This window comes from Streptomyces sp. NPDC059166, assembly GCF_042755185.1.
Classification (GTDB): Bacteria; Actinomycetota; Actinomycetes; order Streptomycetales; family Streptomycetaceae; genus Streptomyces.
Genome location: NZ_JBHZCI010000007.1, coordinates 127078 through 142084 on the forward strand (window position 1 = coordinate 127078; position 15007 = coordinate 142084).

Sequence of the window (15007 nt, forward strand, 5' to 3'; positions counted from 1 at the left end):
CGATCTCGGTCATGACGAGCACAGGACGCCGGGTCGGCCGGCCGCGCGCCGAGGAACGGCCGGACAGCGGGCTCACCCCGCGCGAGGAACTCCTCGCGGCAGCCGCGGAGTTGTTCACGACCCGCGGCTACGGCGCCACCACCACCAGGGCGGTGGCCGAGCGTGCGGGCATGCGGCAGGCGTCGATGTACCACTACGTCGGCGGCAAGGAGCAGCTCCTGTGCGAGCTCCTGGAATCCACCGTCACCCCGTCCCTCACCTTCGCCCGCGCCCTGCTCGCGGAGGAGGGCGCACCGGCGGCCGAGCGGCTGTGGCGGCTGTGCCGCTCCGACGTCACGCTCCTGTGCGGTGGACCCCACAACCTCGGGGCCCTTTATCTGCTCCCCGAGGTGCAGGGCGAGCGGTTCGCCGGGTTCCACCAGGTGCGCGCCGAACTCAAGTCCGCGTACGCCCTGCTCGTCGCCGCCACCGAGGAGGGCAAGGCGCTCGACGGTGCGGAACTGGCGCTCCGCACGGATCTTGTCTTCGGTCTGATCGAGGGCGTCATCCTGATCCACCGGACCGACCCGCACCGGCCCGCCGATGCCTTCGCGGAGGCGACGGCGGACGCCGCGCTGCGCGTCGCCGGCTGCGCGCGGTGACACCCTCCTCCCGCCGACGCGCCCCGCGCGGCGACACGGCCCGCCGTCCGTCCTGACCCGTCGTCCGCCCTGACCCGGTGGCCGTACCTCCGGGATCAGCCCGGCATCTCGGTCCCGGACCCGGCCCGGGTACGCCGGCGGAGTGAGACCCGGAAGCGGTAGGCGGCGCCCAGCACCACCGAAGCGCCCACGAACAGTACGGCGAACCACTGGAAGTACCAGTGGCCGCCCTCGGGGTCGTAGACGGAAGTCCGGGGCCAGGCGAGGTTCACCGTCATGAACAGGCCGAACAGTACGGCGCCCGCGTTGACGGCGACTCCCCAGCGTCCCAGGGAGAACAGCGGGCGGCCGGTCTCGTCGACGCCGTCGCCCCGCGTGGAGAAACCGCCCCGCAGCCGGCGCAGGAGGAGCGGGCCGGTCACCATCGAGTAGGCCAGGTACAGCATCACGATGCAGGTCGACCCGATGGCCAGGAATGCCTGCGGCGAGCCGAAGTTGAGCAGCAGCAACGCCGCTGCCAGCGCGCCCACGACCACCGTCGGGAAGACCGGCATACCGGTGCGCGGGCTGACCCGGGACAGCTTCCGCGAGAAGGGAAGGCTCCCGTCCCGGGCCATCGAGAAGAGCATCCGGGAAGCGGACGTCTGGATGGCGAGGGTGGCCACGGCGATGGCGACGACGACGTCCGCCAGCAGGATCCGGCCGACGCCGTCCCCGAGGCTGCTGGTCAGGACGTAACTCAGCCCGTCGGTCGCGAGATGGCCGTCCGTGAGATTCGGGGCGGCGAGGAGCCCGGAGAGGACGAGCAGGCCGCCCAGGACGCCGGCGCCGGCGAGGGCGGTGAGGATCGTGCGAGGCGCGGTGCGCCGCGGGTTGTGGGTCTCCTCGCTCAGCTCGCCCGCGCTGTCGAAGCCGATCATGACGTAGGCGGCGGTGAACGAGCCGACCAGCAGTGCCCCGAGCACACCGTCACCCGAGCCCTCGGCGGTGTGGAAGGTGATGCCCGGTGTGCGCTCCGAGTGGTTGAGGAGCAGGACCACGATGAGGACCGCCCCGATGATCTCCGCCGTGACCCCGACCCGGTTGACGACCGACATGACGCGGTTGTCCACGACGTTCACCGCGGTGGTGAGGGCCAGCAGGATGACGCCGAGGACCGCCGCGTTGGCCGCGCCGGTCGGTGAGAGCGGTGCGGGATCCCCGCCGACCAGCTGGAAGCCGGACCAGAGGGGCGGCATCACCATCTGGAGCGCGAGCGCCGCCGCGCCGACCACCACGATCTGGCCCAGCACCATGATCCAGCCGGCGAACCAGCCGAAGGACGGGGTGGAGAGCCGACTGGACCACTGGTAGACGGCGCCCGATATCGGGTAGCGGGCCGCGAGCTCGGCGAAGCACGCGGCGACCAGGAGCTGACCGGCCAGAACGGCGGGCCAGGCCCAGAAGAAGACCGGACCGCCGAAGGAGTATCCGATCCCGAAGAACTGGAAGACCGTGGTCAGCACGGAGATGAAGGAGAACCCCGCGGCGAACGACGCGTACCCGCCGAGGCTGCGGTGGAGTTCCTGGCGGTATCCGAACGCCTCGAGTGAGCCGCCGGCGGGGGGTCCGTCGGCCGCGGAGTGCTCGGGGAGTACGTCTGTGCCGGTGAGGGACATGGGTGGCACCTGCTTTCTGCTGTCACGGGGCGGCGTGGTGGAGGTGCTGTTCGTTCGCATGCGTCGGGGAGGTGCCGGGAGTGGCGGCCGGTCCTGCCGCGCGGAAGTGCCGGGAGTGGCGGCCGGTCCTGCCGCGCGGAGGTTGCTCGGGCGCGTCCGCCCGAGCTAGTTCCTGTCGAGCGACAGAAAATAGGGAGGGCCTGTTTCCATGCGATGTCGTGCCGGTCACCGGCGCGGACCCAAGTGCTCACATCCGCCCGCCGAGCGACGGCCGAACGGGTGGTGGGCCCGTCAGGGCGTCAAGGGGCCGTGCGCCGCGGCGCCGGTGCACCGTCGCGGCACGCGCGGGTGCCTCGTTCGCCGTTCGGCTCCGGGGCGGCGCTCCGCGCGGCTTGATCGCCCCGGCGTGGGGTAGCGGACTGACATGCCTACTGACACACCCCCTGCCGCGAGCGGCTATGTGCAGCCCGAAGTCGACGTACGGTCACTGACCGAGTTGCTCGACGGTGAGTACGCGGAGATCCGCGACCTCGTCCGCAGCAACCTCACGGCCTACGCCTCCGTCCTCGACGAGGCCGACGATCTCGGCGTCGACGCCTACCGGGAGCGGGTGCGCGAACTGGTGGTCGAGATGGCCGCCACCGGCCAGACCGGCATGGGGTTCCCCCGTGAGTACGGCGGAGGCGGCGACGTCGGCGCGTCGATCGCGGCGTTCGAGACGCTGGCCTTCGGCGATCTGTCCGTGCTGGTGAAGGTCGGGGTGCAGTTCGGGCTCTTCGGCGGCGCCATCCTCCATCTCGGCACCGAACGCCACCATGAGGCCTACCTCCCCGACCTGATCACCGGTCAGCTGATGGGCTGCTTCGCGATGACGGAGACCGGGCACGGCTCCAACGTCCAGGCGCTCGGCACGGTGGCGGAGTACGACGCCGCCGCCCGGGAGTTCGTCATCACCACCCATGGCGACCAGGCACGCAAGGACTACATCGGCAACGCCGCCCGCCACGGGGAACTGGCCGTCGTGTTCGCCCAGTTGAAGGTCGGCGGCACCACCGAGGGGGTACACGCCTTCGTGGTCCCGATCCGGGTCGGCGGCGAGGTCGCCCACGGGGTCCACATCGAGGACGACGGCCGCAAGATGGGTCTCAACGGTGTGGACAACGGCCGCATCCGGTTCGACGGGGTACGCGTTCCACGCGAGGCGCTCCTCAACCGCTTCGCGGACGTCACGCCCGAGGGTGTCTACGAGAGCCCCATCGACAACCCCGACCGGCGCTTCTTCACCATGCTCGGCACGCTGGTCCAGGGCCGGGTGAGCGTCGGTGGCGCGGGCGTCAACGCCGCGAAGGTCGCACTGGCGATCGCCGTCAAGTACTCCGTGCGGCGGCGCCAGTTCGAGGCTGCGTCGGACACCGAGGAGCAGTTGCTCCTCGACTACGGGCTGCACCAGCGGCGCTTGCTGCCGCTCCTCGCGCGCACCTACGCACTCCACTTCGCCCAGGACGTCGTCCGCACCCAACTGCACGAGGTCTTCTCCGGAGTCACGGACGACCCGCAGGCGCGCCGTCTCCTGGAGGCCCGTGCCGCCGGCACCAAGGCCCTCGGCACCTGGCACGCCACCCGGACCGTCCAGGAGTGCCGCGAGGCGTGCGGGGGAGCCGGGTACCTCGCGGTCAACCGGTTCGCGGCGCTCAAGGCCGACAGCGACATCTTCACCACCTTCGAGGGCGACAACCACGTGCTGCTGCAGCTCGTCGCCAAGGGGCTGCTGACCCACTACGCCGGGGAGTTCGAGGACCTGGACCAGCTCGGCATGGTCCGCTACGTCACCGGCCTGGCGGTCGAGACGGTCATCGAGAAGACCTCCGCCCACAAGCTGCTCGAGCGGGTGCGTGACCTGCTGCCCGGTGGCGACGAGTGGGACCAGGAGGCCGGACTGCTCGACTCGGAGTACCACCTCGCCATGCTGCGTTACCGCGAGGAGCACATGCTGGCCGGTGTGGCCCGTCGCCTCAAGCGCGGCATCGACCAGAAACGCAACCCCGGCGTCGTCTTCTCGCAGGTGCAGGACCACGTCATCGCGGTCGCCCACGCCCACGTCGAACGGTTGGTACTGGAGGCGTTCGTCGCCAGGACGAAGGCGCTGCCCGAGGGCGGCAACAGGATCGCGGTGGGCCTGCTGTGCGACCTGTTCGCCCTGTCGACGATCGAGGCGGACCGCGCCTGGTTCATGGAGCACGGGCGGCTGACGGTCCAGCGTTCCAAGGCGATCAGCCGGGAGGTGAACGACCTCTGCCGCAAGGTCCGGCCCCTCGCGGAGGACCTGGTCGATGCCTGGGGCATCCCGACCGAGATGCTGCGCGCACCGGATCTCGTGGGCTAGATGTTCTGACCATGAGGGAACGGACCCCGCGCGCTGACTGCCCACTGCGACGGCGGCATGCGCGCGGGTTCCCTGTGTCCTCCTCCAGGCACTTCGAACCCGCCGGGTCGCACACAGAACCAGAGATCCCCATGCCCCACCGCAACGCACCTCTGACAGAAACCGGCCGCCTCCGCCTGGCCCTCTGCGTCGTACACGACGGCTGGCCTCTGCGACGGGCAGCCGAACGCTTCCAGGTCTCGGCCACCACCGCCAAGCGGTGGGCTGACCGCTACCGCGAGCAAGGCGAAGCCGGCACGCACGATCGGTCGTGCCGTATCGCAACCGCGCCGCACCCCGACCCGTTTCGAAAGGAGGATCATCAAGGTGCGGGTCCTGCGCCGCTGGGGCCCGCTCGGATCGGCTACCTGCTGGGAGTCAATCCCGCCACTGTCCATCGCATGCTCGCCCGCTACCGACTGGCCCGTCTGGCGCACCTAAGGGCTTTCCCGAAAGCCGTGCTTCGGCCGGCGGTGACAGGGCACAGGTGGACAAGTCGGTGGCAGGCTGACCGTCGGTAAGAGACGATCACGACGTGCACGGCGCTGCTCTTGTCGGATGCGCCCCAACTCGTCGAGCAGTGTGGTGCCGTGCTGACGTCGGATCGATGCTTGGCCTGGCGCTTCCACGCCGGGTCGGAGAGGACGCGTGTGTCACTCGCTCTGGAAGATCATTTGGCCATCACCGAACTGATCTCGCTGCATGGTCATCTTGTTGACGACGGAAGCCTTGACCGGTTAGAGGAGTTGTTCATCGCCGATGTGGTCTACGACCTCACCGACTTCGGCCAGGAGCCGCTGCGGGGGGTGGCGGCCATCCGAGAAGCTGCATGGGCGCTGGGAGCGGCCAACCCTGTCGCGCATCACGTCACCAACGTCGTCCTCACCGCGTCGGCGGACGGCCAGGTTCGTGTCCGTTCCAAAGGGCTGGGCATCAAGGCCGACGGCTCCTGCGGTTCCGTCTCCTACGACGACACCGTCGTGCGCACCGCTGACGGCTGGCGGATCAGCCACCGCAAACTCTCGCCATGCCGAACTCCCTTGGGTGGGATGACAAAGCCCGGCTGACCAGGCACATTGAACCGTTCCGGGTTCGGTAGGGACTCGATCATTTGAGAGGATCGAGCATGGCATGGCCTTCCCCTTACCCTTTTGAGCTGCGCAAGCGCGCGGTTCGCATGGTCGCCGAGGTGCGGCCGGAGTACGACACCGAGTGGTCCGCGATGAAGGCGGTCGTGGCCAAGCTGGGGATCGGGACGACCGAGACGCTGCGCAAGTGGGTCCGCCAGGACCAGATCTGGTTCGTCGGCCCCTGCGTGACTGGTCGGGGACCTGGCAGGGGCGGAGTGGCGACCTCCGCAGCCGCTTCCGCCCCGTGGCGACAACCACCCCGGGCGGTGGTGCGATCACCGTCAGGTGGCCAACGTCATCCCGCACCGGGCACCATCCGACGCGGGGCCGTGTCTGCCGTTCCCGCCCTGAGCTCAGGGGAGACGGGAGCATGGAAGCCACCCGAAGGCCCGGCCCGGCCGCCGTCACCACTCATCGGGGTGACGGCGGCCGGCCCGGGCCTCTCGCGCGCGGGATCGGCTCGTCAGCCGGCCACCAGGAGCCCCAGGACCATCCCTCCGACCAGGCCCACGGCGCTGACCACGATGGCCGGCACGGCGAGGCGCTCGTGGCGGACCGTCTTCGCGACGATGCCCAGCACCAGCCCGATGACACCGAACACGATCGGCACGATGATGAGCGCGATCACTCCCATGACCATGGCGACGATACTCATGGCGTTGCCGGTCGCCGTCTGCTGAGGTGTGCCGTGCGGCGGCTGCCCGGCGGGTTGGTTTCCGTACGGCGAAGTCATCTGCCACTCCTTCACGATCGCCCTGAGGCCTGATCCGGATAGTGACCGGCCGACATGACGCGTACCCCGAAGTTCCCTTCTGATACGGCCACTTGAAGCGCGGATGGCACTCCGGTGGGCGAACAGGGGGCGGTTTGGTTCCCCGCCCGGTGTCTCCTGTTCGGTCAACGCGAACCGCAGCGCGTCGGGGTCTGCCGGGGTCGTGAGGGGTGACACGGAGAGTTCCCCGGATCTTCACGGCGGACCGGAAAATGCTTCCGAGGTTGTCGGAGGGCTGATCTACAGTCATGCCAGCCAGATCCAACCGCGTTGACTCGCCCGGGTCTGGGACCGGGCAGTAGCCGGTCAGGAAATCGAGGAACTGGGCTCCCGCCCGGCCGAACTGACCGCCGCCTGGGACATCGAGCGCACCGATGGCGGCGTGGTGCCGGAACGGAACGGTGGGGCACCGCTCTCCGTGCACGGCGGTGCCGGTTTCTACACCCCTGACATCGAGGCCTGCCTCGAGGACCCCGAGTGCGTGGACTTCCCGGCGAGCGCCCTGGACGGCGACGACCACCTCGAACTCGACGGTTCGGACGGCTACGCCGCCACCGCCGGTCCCGTCGCCGACACCTCGAACAGCTTCAGCGTGGGCATGAGAGTCCGGTTCGCCGCCACGGCTCCCGACCGGGCGATGACCGTGCTGTCGATGGGGGACTCCGACCGCGACGCCTTCAAGGTCCGCTACGACCCGGTCGGCTCGCAATGGCAACTGGTCGTCACCGACAGCGGCGACCCGAGTGCCACGGAGACCGTGGTCGCCGGCTCGGGTGTTCCTTCGCCGGATGCCGATGAGGTCGTCGTCGTCCACGACGACTCCGAAGGGCGCATCACCCTGTACGTCGGGGGTGAGGAGGTCGCATCCGCGGAGTTCGATGCCGCGTGGAACGCGCCCGGTCCGCTGCAGATCGGCCGTGGACACACTGCCGCAGGTGACTGGGGCGAGTACTGCCGCGGCGGGGCCGACACCGTTCGGGTCTTCGACGGCGCCCTCACCGCGTCCGAGGCGCGGTCGTACGCCTACCTCTGCTGAGTCCGGAGCCGCTGCGGAGACCGGACCGTCCTCGTGCCCTTTCGATGCAGGGCGCGAGGGCGGCCCGGGCTCCCCGGAAGGGCACACCGTCCTCCATGCGAGAGAAGGCGTCTCGCTGGGTGAGACAAAGGTTTGACATTAGGTGCACTTATGTTCAATAAAGGTGATGCTTTGGCCACTCATTCACACCCTGTCACCGCAGGCTGTGAGGGCGGCCGCCCTCACTAGACGAATGAGTACCGCCGTGTCCCATGCCTCCCCCGACAGCACATCCGTCGACCCCGCGGAGGAGTGGGATGCCTGGCGGGCCGGGCGCCACCGCGCGCTCACGTCCCCGACCGGCAATCTCGCCCTGATCGAGACCCGCTGGGCCCCGGCGGGCGAGGAGCCCGACGCCGAGGAGGCGCGGGAGGGCCTGCCGGACACGGTGACCGTGACCACACTCCGCCGTACCGACCTCGTGAGCGGCGAGCCGGAGCATGGGCTGCGCTTCTGGGACGCCGAATCACCCGCGATCCGCCACTTCGACCGGGTCGACGTCTTCCCCTACGACCCGGCCTGGGTCATGGAGGCCTCGTACACCCCCGTGCCCGGCGCCCGGAGCGTCGCGTTCGAGCACATCCGGGACAACGGCGGCAGCCGGGACCTGGTCGTCCCCGGTGACATCACGCTCACCGTCGACGGCCGCTCCTACACGCTCAGCGCCTTCGACGACGACGGCACCCTGCTGCTCGTCTTCGGGGACCCGACCAACGGTGACGGCACCTACGGGGCCGGCCGCTTCCTCTTCGTACGGCGCACGGACGACGAGAACCGGGTCGTCCTCGACTTCAACCAGGCCTTCGTGCCTCCCTGCGGGTTCTCCGATCAGTACAACTGTCCGATGCCGCCGCGGCAGAACCGCTTCCACCTGCCCGTCGAGGCCGGCGAGAAGCTTCCTGTCTTCCGCGACGGCTTCGACGCCCAGCACTGATCACCCCGCAGCCTTCCGCACCGAAAGCACCTGGTACATGAGCACCAAGAAGAACGTCCTGTACGCCACCGCCGTCGTCGTCTCCCTGGCGCTGCCCCTCACCGCCTGCGGCGGGTCGGCCGGATCCGGTGCCTCGGGCGGCACCTGGGACAAGGACGCCGTCGTCAACATCGGTTCCCTCTACGAGCCGCAGAACCTGGACAACACCGCGGGCGGCGGCCAGGGCGTCACGGAGGCCCTGAACGGCAACGTCTACGAAGGCCTCTTCCGGCTCACCGACGACGGCAAGGTCGACAAGCTCCTCGCCCAGGACTACGAGACCAGCGCCGACGGCCTCACCTACACCTTCACCCTGCGCGACGGCGTGAAGTTCCACAGCGGCAAGGAACTCACCAGCGAGGACGTCAAGTACAGCCTCGAGAAGGTGACCGCGGACGACTCCCAGTCGGCCCGCAAGAGCAACCTCGAGGTCGTCAAGGACATAGCCACCCCCGACAAGCGGACCGTGAAGATCACGCTGTCCAAGAAGTCGATCTCCTTCGTCTACAACCTCTCCTACGTCTGGATCATCAACTCGCAGGCGCAGAACCTGAAGACGACCGAGGACGGTACGGGACCGTACGCCCTGAACAAGTGGACCCGGGGTTCAGCGCTGAGCCTGAACCGCTTCACGGGCTACTGGGGCGGCGCCGCTGCCAACAAGCAGGTCGTCTTCCACTACTACAAGGACGCCTCGGCACTGAACAACGCCCTGCTGACCAACGCCGTGGACGTGGTCACCAGCGAGCAGTCGCCCGACTCGCTGGAGCAGTTCAAGAGCAACGGCGGCTACAAGGTGAACGACGGGGACTCCACCACCAAGCTGCTGCTGGCGTTCAACGACAAGGCCGAGCCCTTCGACGACGTCAAGGTGCGCCAGGCGGTGTCCGCCGCCATCGACGACAAGAAGCTCCTCGAGTCGGTCTGGGGCGGATACGGCAAGCAGATCGGCTCGATGGTCCCGCCCACCGACCCCTGGTACGAGGACCTCACCGACGTCAACGCCCATGACGTGGCGAAGGCCAGGAAGCTGCTGGCCGAATCCGGTCACGCCAAGGGCTTCAGCTTCACCCTCGACACCCCCAACTACGACCCCCACCCGACCGCCGCGACGTTCATCAAGTCCCAGCTGGCCGAGGTCGGCATCACCGTCAAGATCAACACCATCACCCCTGACGAGTGGTACACGAAGGTCTACAAGAACCACGACTTCACGGCCACCCTCCAGGAGCACGTGAACGACCGTGACCTCGTCTGGTACGGCAGCCCCGACTTCTACTGGGGCTACGACGACCCGCAGGTCACCCGGTGGGTCGAGCAGGCGGAAGAGGCCTCGAGCACCGCCGCCCAGACCGAACTGCTCAAGAAGGTCAACCGGCGTACCGCCGAGGAGGCGGCGAGCGACTGGCTGTACCTCTACCCGCAGATCGTCGTCGCGAGCGACAAGCTCTCCGGCTACCCGGTCAACGGCCTGAACTCGCAGTTCTTCGCCTACGACATCAAGAAGAAGGGCTGATGGCGCGCTACCTGGTGCGCCGGCTCGCGTTCCTCGCGGTGTCGCTGGCGCTGGCGAGCGTGGTGCTGTTCGTGCTGCTCCGCATGCTCCCCGGCGACCCTGCCAACGCGCTCACCTCGGTCGGCGCAAGTCCCGAGCAGATCGCGGCCGCCCGCCACTCCATCGGGTCCGACCGGCCGCTGCCCGAACAGTTCACCCACTGGCTGAGCAGCCTGGCCGGCGGCGACCTCGGCACCTCCTTCGTCAGCTCGCTCCCCGTGGGCCCCGAGGTGACGGCCCGGCTGAACGTCACCGTGCCGCTCACCCTGGCCGCGTTCGTCCTGGCCGTCCTGGTGGCGGTCCCGGCCGGCTTCACGGCGGCCCACAAACGGCACACCTGGTACGGCACGCTCCTCAACGGGGTGTCCCAACTGGGCATCGCCGTACCCGTGTTCTGGCTCGGTATGATCCTCATCGCGGTGTTCGCGCTGAACGCGGGCTGGCTGCCCTCCGGCGGCTTCCCGCAGGACGGCTGGGCCGATCCGGCCGAGGCGGTCCGCTCCCTCGTCCTGCCGGTCGTGACGATCGCCCTGGTAATGAGCGCTTCACTGATCCGCTACGTCCGCTCCGCGACACTCGACGTCCTCGGCAGCGACTACCTGCGGACCGCGCGCGCCCTCGGCTCGACCTTCGGCGGCGCGATGTGGCGTCACGGTCTGCGCAACGCCTCGGTGCCGGTGATCTCCGTCCTCGGCATCGAACTCGCCTCGACCCTGCTCGGCGCCGTCGTCGTGGAGTCGGTGTACGCGCTGCCGGGCCTCGGCTCGCTGCTCGCCACCGGCATCTCCCAGCACGACTACCCCGTCATCCAGGGCGTGCTCTTCGTGTCGACCCTCGCGGTCCTGGTGATCGGCTTCGCGGCCGACCTCGTCCAGCGGATCATCGACCCGCGGCTGCGCGGCAGGCTCTCGGGAGGTACCCGATGACCGGGACCGGCCGGCTGACCCCCGCGAAGGCCCGGCGCCGCCGCTCCGTCACCCTCACCACCGGCTGCGTACTCGCAGGTCTCGTCGTGCTGCTCGCCCTGATCTCGTTCGTCTGGCTGCCGTTCGACGCGGATGACACCTCCGGCGGACGGCTCGCCGGGCCCGGCGGCGGCCACCTCCTCGGCACCGACAAGCTCGGACGCGACCTGTTCACCCAGGTCATGACCGGCTCGCGCATCGCGGTCGAGGCCGGCCTCGGATCGGTCACCGTCGCAGCGGTCATCGGGATCGCCCTGGGCGTGCTCGCCGCCTTCGCGCAGGGGTGGACCGACGACACGCTCTCGGCCTTCCTCGACATCCTGATCGCCTTCCCGACCCTGCTGCTCGCGATGCTGATCGTCGCCGCACGCTCGGCGACCCTGGGCTCCGCCGTCCTGGCCATCGGCCTGGCGCAGAGCGCGGTCGTGGCGCGACTGGTGCGCATCCTCGTCAAGCGGGTGCTGGCGCAGGACTACATCACCGCCGCCCGCATATCCGGGACCTCCTGGCCGCGTACGGTCCTCGCCCACGTGCTGCCCAACATCTGGCCCACGCTGGTGGTCAACCTCGCCCTGCAGTTCGGGCTCGCCGTGCTCGCGGAGGCCGGACTGTCCTACCTCGGGCTGGGAGCCCCGCCGCCCAACGCGTCCTGGGGCCGCATGCTGCAGGAGGCCCAGGCCACCTTCACCACGGCGCCCGCCGGAGCGCTGGCCCCCGGCATCCTGCTCGTCGTCCTGGTCATCGGCGTGAACCTCGTCGCCGACGGACTGCGCGACACCCTTGACCCAGCCACCCGGCGGAGGCGCGCATGACTCTCCTCGACGTACGCGGACTGTCCGTACGGACCGCCGACGGACGGGCTCTGGTCGACGACCTCTCCTTCACGGTCGCCGGCGGTGAACGGCTCGGCCTGATCGGGGAGTCAGGCTCGGGCAAGTCCCTGACGACGCTCGCGGTACTCGGTCTGCTGCCCGACGGCATGACCTCCACGGGCAGTGTGGAGCTCGCCGGAACGCAGACCGTGGGTGCCACCCGCAGGAGCCTCGACGCCGTCCGCGGACGGGACGCGGCCGTCGTCTTCCAGGAGCCGCTGACCGCGCTGGACCCGCTGATGCGGCTCGGCCGGCAGATCGCCGAGCCGCTGGCCCGCCGAACGGGCCTCAAGGGCAGGAACCTGAGGTCGGCAGTGCACGAGGCGCTCGAACAGGTGCGGCTCCCGGAGCCCGCCCGCATCGCCCGTGCCTTCGCGCACGAGATCTCGGGCGGACAGCGGCAGCGCGTCGCGCTCGCGATGGCCCTCGCCTGCGAGCCGAAGCTGCTCATCGCCGACGAACCCACCACCGCGCTGGACGTGTCGGTGCAGGCGGAGATGCTGGAGCTGATCGACGGCCTGGTCCGGGAACGGGAGATGGCCGTGCTGTTCGTCAGCCACGACCTCGCCGTCGTAGCCGAGGTCACCGACCGGGTGCTGGTCATGAAGGACGGCAGGGCCGTCGAGGAGGGCTCGGTGCGCGACATCGTGCGCGCGCCGCGCGAGGAGTACACCAGGGCCCTGGTCGCGAGTGCCCGGAGACTGGAGTCCGCACTGGACCTGAGGAGCGCGCGATGACGCCCGTGCTGGAGCTGAGGGACGCCGCGGTGCGCTACCGGGGGGCCGTCTCCGACGTCGTCTCGGACGTGTCCCTCGCCGTCGAGGCGGGCGAGAGCCTGGCCCTGGTCGGTGAGTCGGGCGCGGGGAAGACGACCCTGCTGAGACTGCTGCTGGGCCTGGTCCGCCCCACCGCCGGGACGGTCGCCTTCGACGGGGCCGGCCTGGACACGCGCGACCGCGAACAGATGCGCCGCTTCCGGCGCGGCGTCCAGTGCGTGTTCCAGGACCCGTACTCCTCGCTCGACCCGAGCCGCAGGATCGGGGCCGTCGTCGCGGAACCCCTGCGCTCGCTCGGCCTCGAATCGCGCTCCGGCGCCGCACCCAGGGTGGCCGCCGCGCTGGAGCGCGTGGGACTGGGGGCGGACGCCGTGGACCGGTATCCCCACGAGTTCTCGGGCGGGCAGCGCCAGCGCATCGCCATCGCCCGTGCCATGGTCTGCGAGCCGCGCGTCATCCTGGCCGACGAGCCGGTCAGTGCACTGGACGTCACCACCCGGGTGAAGGTCGTCGACCTGCTGGCCGAACTGAAGCAGGAGCGGGGACTGACCCTGGTCATGGTCTCCCACGACCTGTCGGTCGTGGCCTCGCTGTGCGAACGGACCGCCGTGCTGGAGCGGGGCCGGATCGTGGAGCAGGGGGCCACCTCGCAGGTGCTCGGCGATCCCGGTCACCCGTACACCCGCCGCCTGATCGAGAGCGTGCCGAGGCTGCCCGTCTGAGGCCGTTGCCCCGCACCCGTGACGGCTGCGGGGCGTGTACGGCGGAAGCCCCTTTACGGGCCTCTATAATTCATATTTAATGCTCCTGTGGGTGCTCTCGGGCACCCACTGTCCGAGTGCCGACCCAGCCGTGGATCCGCAGCCGCCGCACCCTGTCCGCGCGGCCGCCGCCCTCCCGGGTCCGGCACAGGGTGCCGGGGCGGCGGCCGGTCCGTCCGCCCCCGGCTGTTCCGAGGAGAAGCATGAAGATCACCCGCGTCGAGACCTTCGCGGTTCCGCCCCGCTGGCTGTTCTGCCGGGTGGAGACCGACGACGGTGCCGTCGGGTGGGGCGAGCCGGTGGTGGAGGGCCGGGCCGCCACGGTACGCACGGCCGTGCACGAACTCGCCGAAGTCCTCGTCGGGCAGGACCCGCTGCGGATCGAGGACCACTGGCAGACCATGACCAAGGGCTCGTTCTACCGGGGAGGACCGGTCCTCTCCAGTGCGGTCGCCGGGCTCGACCAGGCTCTCTGGGACATCGCCGGCAAGGTGTACGGAGCCCCCGTGCACCAGCTGCTCGGCGGACCCGTGAGGGACCGCGTACGGGCCTACACCTGGGTCGGCGGGGACGAGCCCACGCAGATCGCCGAGGCCGTACGGGAGCAGGTCGAGGCCGGGTTCACCGCCGTGAAGATGAACGCCTCCGGGCGGATGAACCGGCTGGCCACCACCAGGGACATCGACCAGGTTGTCTCCCGCGCCGCCGCCGCCCGGGAGGCACTCGGCGACGACAGGGACTTCGCCGTCGACTTCCACGGCCGGTTCACGACCTCCAACGCGGCCAAGGTCCTCCCGCATCTCGCCCCGTACAACCCCCTGTTCGTCGAGGAGCCCGTACTCCCCGAGCACACCCACAGGCTCAAGGACCTGGTCGCGGGATCCCCCGTGCCGATCGCCACGGGGGAGCGGCTCTACTCGCGCACCGACGTGCTTCCCGCGCTGACGGCGGGGGTGGCGGTCATCCAGCCCGACCTCTCCCACGCCGGAGGCATCTCCGAGGTCCGCCGGATCGCCTCGCTCGCCGAGACCTTCGACGTGCTGCTCGCACCGCACTGCCCGCTCGGGCCCGTCTCGCTCGCCGCGAGCCTCCAGGTCGCCTTCAGCACCCCGAACTTCCTGATCCAGGAACAGAGCATCGGCATCCACTACAACGTCGGAGCCGGCCCGCTGGACTACCTTGCCGATCCCGCCCCGCTCCGATTCCACCAGGGACACTTCCTGCGGAGCACGGCCCCGGGCCTCGGCATCGAGGTGGACGAGCGCGCGGTCCGCGCCGCGGACGGCACCACCGAGGACTGGCACAACCCCGTCTGGCGCCACGCGGACGGCTCCTTCGCCGAATGGTGACCCGGCGCCGGCACCGGCCCTCCCGCACCCGACCCACACGCACGGCAGCGACCTCCAG

General features: G+C 69.9%; 14 protein-coding genes. 12 read left to right on the plus strand and 2 right to left on the minus strand.

Translation table 11 applies throughout. The features are described from left to right. Window positions 1-11: 11 nt before the first annotated feature. A complete protein-coding gene (locus ACFXOA_RS07690) occupies window positions 12-641 on the plus strand; it encodes a TetR/AcrR family transcriptional regulator (protein ID WP_385023710.1) in 630 nt (209 codons plus the stop codon). A 95-nt stretch (window positions 642-736) separates the two neighbouring features. Here the strand turns inward: ACFXOA_RS07690 and ACFXOA_RS07695 are convergent, their stop codons facing one another. Then, window positions 737-2299: an amino acid permease gene (locus ACFXOA_RS07695; protein ID WP_385023712.1), complete on the minus strand. Its 1563-nt coding sequence runs from the start codon at window positions 2297-2299 to the stop codon at window positions 737-739. Window positions 2300-2723: 424 nt separating this feature from the next. On the opposite strand from ACFXOA_RS07695, the gene ACFXOA_RS07700 reads away from it, so the two are divergent. The 3 genes from ACFXOA_RS07700 to ACFXOA_RS07710 all read left to right on the plus strand — a co-directional run bounded on the left by ACFXOA_RS07700 (window position 2724) and on the right by ACFXOA_RS07710 (window position 5788). Continuing rightward, on the plus strand, window positions 2724-4682 hold the full coding sequence (locus ACFXOA_RS07700) for an acyl-CoA dehydrogenase (protein ID WP_385023714.1): 1959 nt from the start codon (window positions 2724-2726) through the stop codon (window positions 4680-4682). 131 nt (window positions 4683-4813) lie between these two features. Next, window positions 4814-5242 carry a helix-turn-helix domain-containing protein gene (locus ACFXOA_RS07705; protein WP_385023716.1) on the plus strand — a complete coding sequence of 143 codons (429 nt, stop codon included), beginning with the start codon at window positions 4814-4816 and terminating at the stop codon, window positions 5240-5242. A gap of 129 nt (window positions 5243-5371) precedes the next feature. Beyond that, window positions 5372-5788 carry a nuclear transport factor 2 family protein gene (locus ACFXOA_RS07710; RefSeq protein WP_385023718.1) on the plus strand — a complete coding sequence of 139 codons (417 nt, stop codon included), beginning with the start codon at window positions 5372-5374 and terminating at the stop codon, window positions 5786-5788. A 526-nt stretch (window positions 5789-6314) separates the two neighbouring features. Here the strand turns inward: ACFXOA_RS07710 and ACFXOA_RS07715 are convergent. After that, window positions 6315-6584 carry a hypothetical protein gene (locus ACFXOA_RS07715; protein WP_362550864.1) on the minus strand — a complete coding sequence of 90 codons (270 nt, stop codon included), beginning with the start codon at window positions 6582-6584 and terminating at the stop codon, window positions 6315-6317. Window positions 6585-7008: 424 nt separating this feature from the next. On the opposite strand from ACFXOA_RS07715, the gene ACFXOA_RS07720 reads away from it, so the two are divergent. From ACFXOA_RS07720 to dgoD, 8 genes are all read left to right on the plus strand, one after another. After that, window positions 7009-7659 (plus strand): LamG-like jellyroll fold domain-containing protein, encoded by a 651-nt coding sequence (locus ACFXOA_RS07720; RefSeq protein WP_385023721.1) that lies wholly within the window; start codon window positions 7009-7011, stop codon window positions 7657-7659. Between the two features lie 232 nt (window positions 7660-7891). Next, a complete protein-coding gene (locus ACFXOA_RS07725; RefSeq protein WP_385023723.1) occupies window positions 7892-8632 on the plus strand; it encodes a DUF1684 domain-containing protein in 741 nt (246 codons plus the stop codon). A gap of 37 nt (window positions 8633-8669) precedes the next feature. Next, window positions 8670-10187 carry an ABC transporter substrate-binding protein gene (locus tag ACFXOA_RS07730; protein WP_385023725.1) on the plus strand — a complete coding sequence of 506 codons (1518 nt, stop codon included), beginning with the start codon at window positions 8670-8672 and terminating at the stop codon, window positions 10185-10187. Further along, window positions 10187-11152, plus strand: coding sequence for an ABC transporter permease (locus ACFXOA_RS07735; RefSeq protein WP_362670712.1), 966 nt, complete (start codon window positions 10187-10189; stop codon window positions 11150-11152). Before ACFXOA_RS07730 ends, ACFXOA_RS07735 begins: the two co-directional genes overlap by 1 nt. Next, complete coding sequence (locus ACFXOA_RS07740; RefSeq protein ID WP_385023727.1) at window positions 11149-12003, plus strand: ABC transporter permease; 855 nt, start codon at window positions 11149-11151, stop codon at window positions 12001-12003. Before ACFXOA_RS07735 ends, ACFXOA_RS07740 begins: the two co-directional genes overlap by 4 nt. Then, window positions 12000-12800, plus strand: a complete 801-nt coding sequence (locus ACFXOA_RS07745; protein ID WP_385023729.1) for an ATP-binding cassette domain-containing protein — start codon at window positions 12000-12002, stop codon at window positions 12798-12800. Before ACFXOA_RS07740 ends, ACFXOA_RS07745 begins: the two co-directional genes overlap by 4 nt. Beyond that, window positions 12797-13561, plus strand: coding sequence for an ABC transporter ATP-binding protein (locus ACFXOA_RS07750; RefSeq protein ID WP_385023731.1), 765 nt, complete (start codon window positions 12797-12799; stop codon window positions 13559-13561). The genes ACFXOA_RS07745 and ACFXOA_RS07750 overlap by 4 nt, the downstream gene beginning before the upstream one ends. A gap of 242 nt (window positions 13562-13803) precedes the next feature. Then, a complete protein-coding gene (gene dgoD, locus ACFXOA_RS07755; protein WP_385023733.1) occupies window positions 13804-14949 on the plus strand; it encodes a galactonate dehydratase in 1146 nt (381 codons plus the stop codon). Window positions 14950-15007 lie beyond the last annotated feature (58 nt).

Coding starts and splice junctions, on each gene's coding strand:
- ACFXOA_RS07705 (WP_385023716.1), top strand. CDS start 4,814: ATGCCCCACCGCAACGCACCTCTGACAGAAACCGGCCGCCTCCGCCTG.
- ACFXOA_RS07750 (WP_385023731.1), top strand. CDS start 12,797: ATGACGCCCGTGCTGGAGCTGAGGGACGCCGCGGTGCGCTACCGGGGG.
- ACFXOA_RS07715 (WP_362550864.1), bottom strand. CDS start 6,584: ATGACTTCGCCGTACGGAAACCAACCCGCCGGGCAGCCGCCGCACGGC.
- ACFXOA_RS07740 (WP_385023727.1), top strand. CDS start 11,149: ATGACCGGGACCGGCCGGCTGACCCCCGCGAAGGCCCGGCGCCGCCGC.
- ACFXOA_RS07730 (WP_385023725.1), top strand. CDS start 8,670: ATGAGCACCAAGAAGAACGTCCTGTACGCCACCGCCGTCGTCGTCTCC.
- dgoD (WP_385023733.1), top strand. CDS start 13,804: ATGAAGATCACCCGCGTCGAGACCTTCGCGGTTCCGCCCCGCTGGCTG.
- ACFXOA_RS07745 (WP_385023729.1), top strand. CDS start 12,000: ATGACTCTCCTCGACGTACGCGGACTGTCCGTACGGACCGCCGACGGA.
- ACFXOA_RS07690 (WP_385023710.1), top strand. CDS start 12: ATGACGAGCACAGGACGCCGGGTCGGCCGGCCGCGCGCCGAGGAACGG.
- ACFXOA_RS07695 (WP_385023712.1), bottom strand. CDS start 2,299: ATGTCCCTCACCGGCACAGACGTACTCCCCGAGCACTCCGCGGCCGAC.
- ACFXOA_RS07735 (WP_362670712.1), top strand. CDS start 10,187: ATGGCGCGCTACCTGGTGCGCCGGCTCGCGTTCCTCGCGGTGTCGCTG.
- ACFXOA_RS07700 (WP_385023714.1), top strand. CDS start 2,724: ATGCCTACTGACACACCCCCTGCCGCGAGCGGCTATGTGCAGCCCGAA.
- ACFXOA_RS07725 (WP_385023723.1), top strand. CDS start 7,892: ATGAGTACCGCCGTGTCCCATGCCTCCCCCGACAGCACATCCGTCGAC.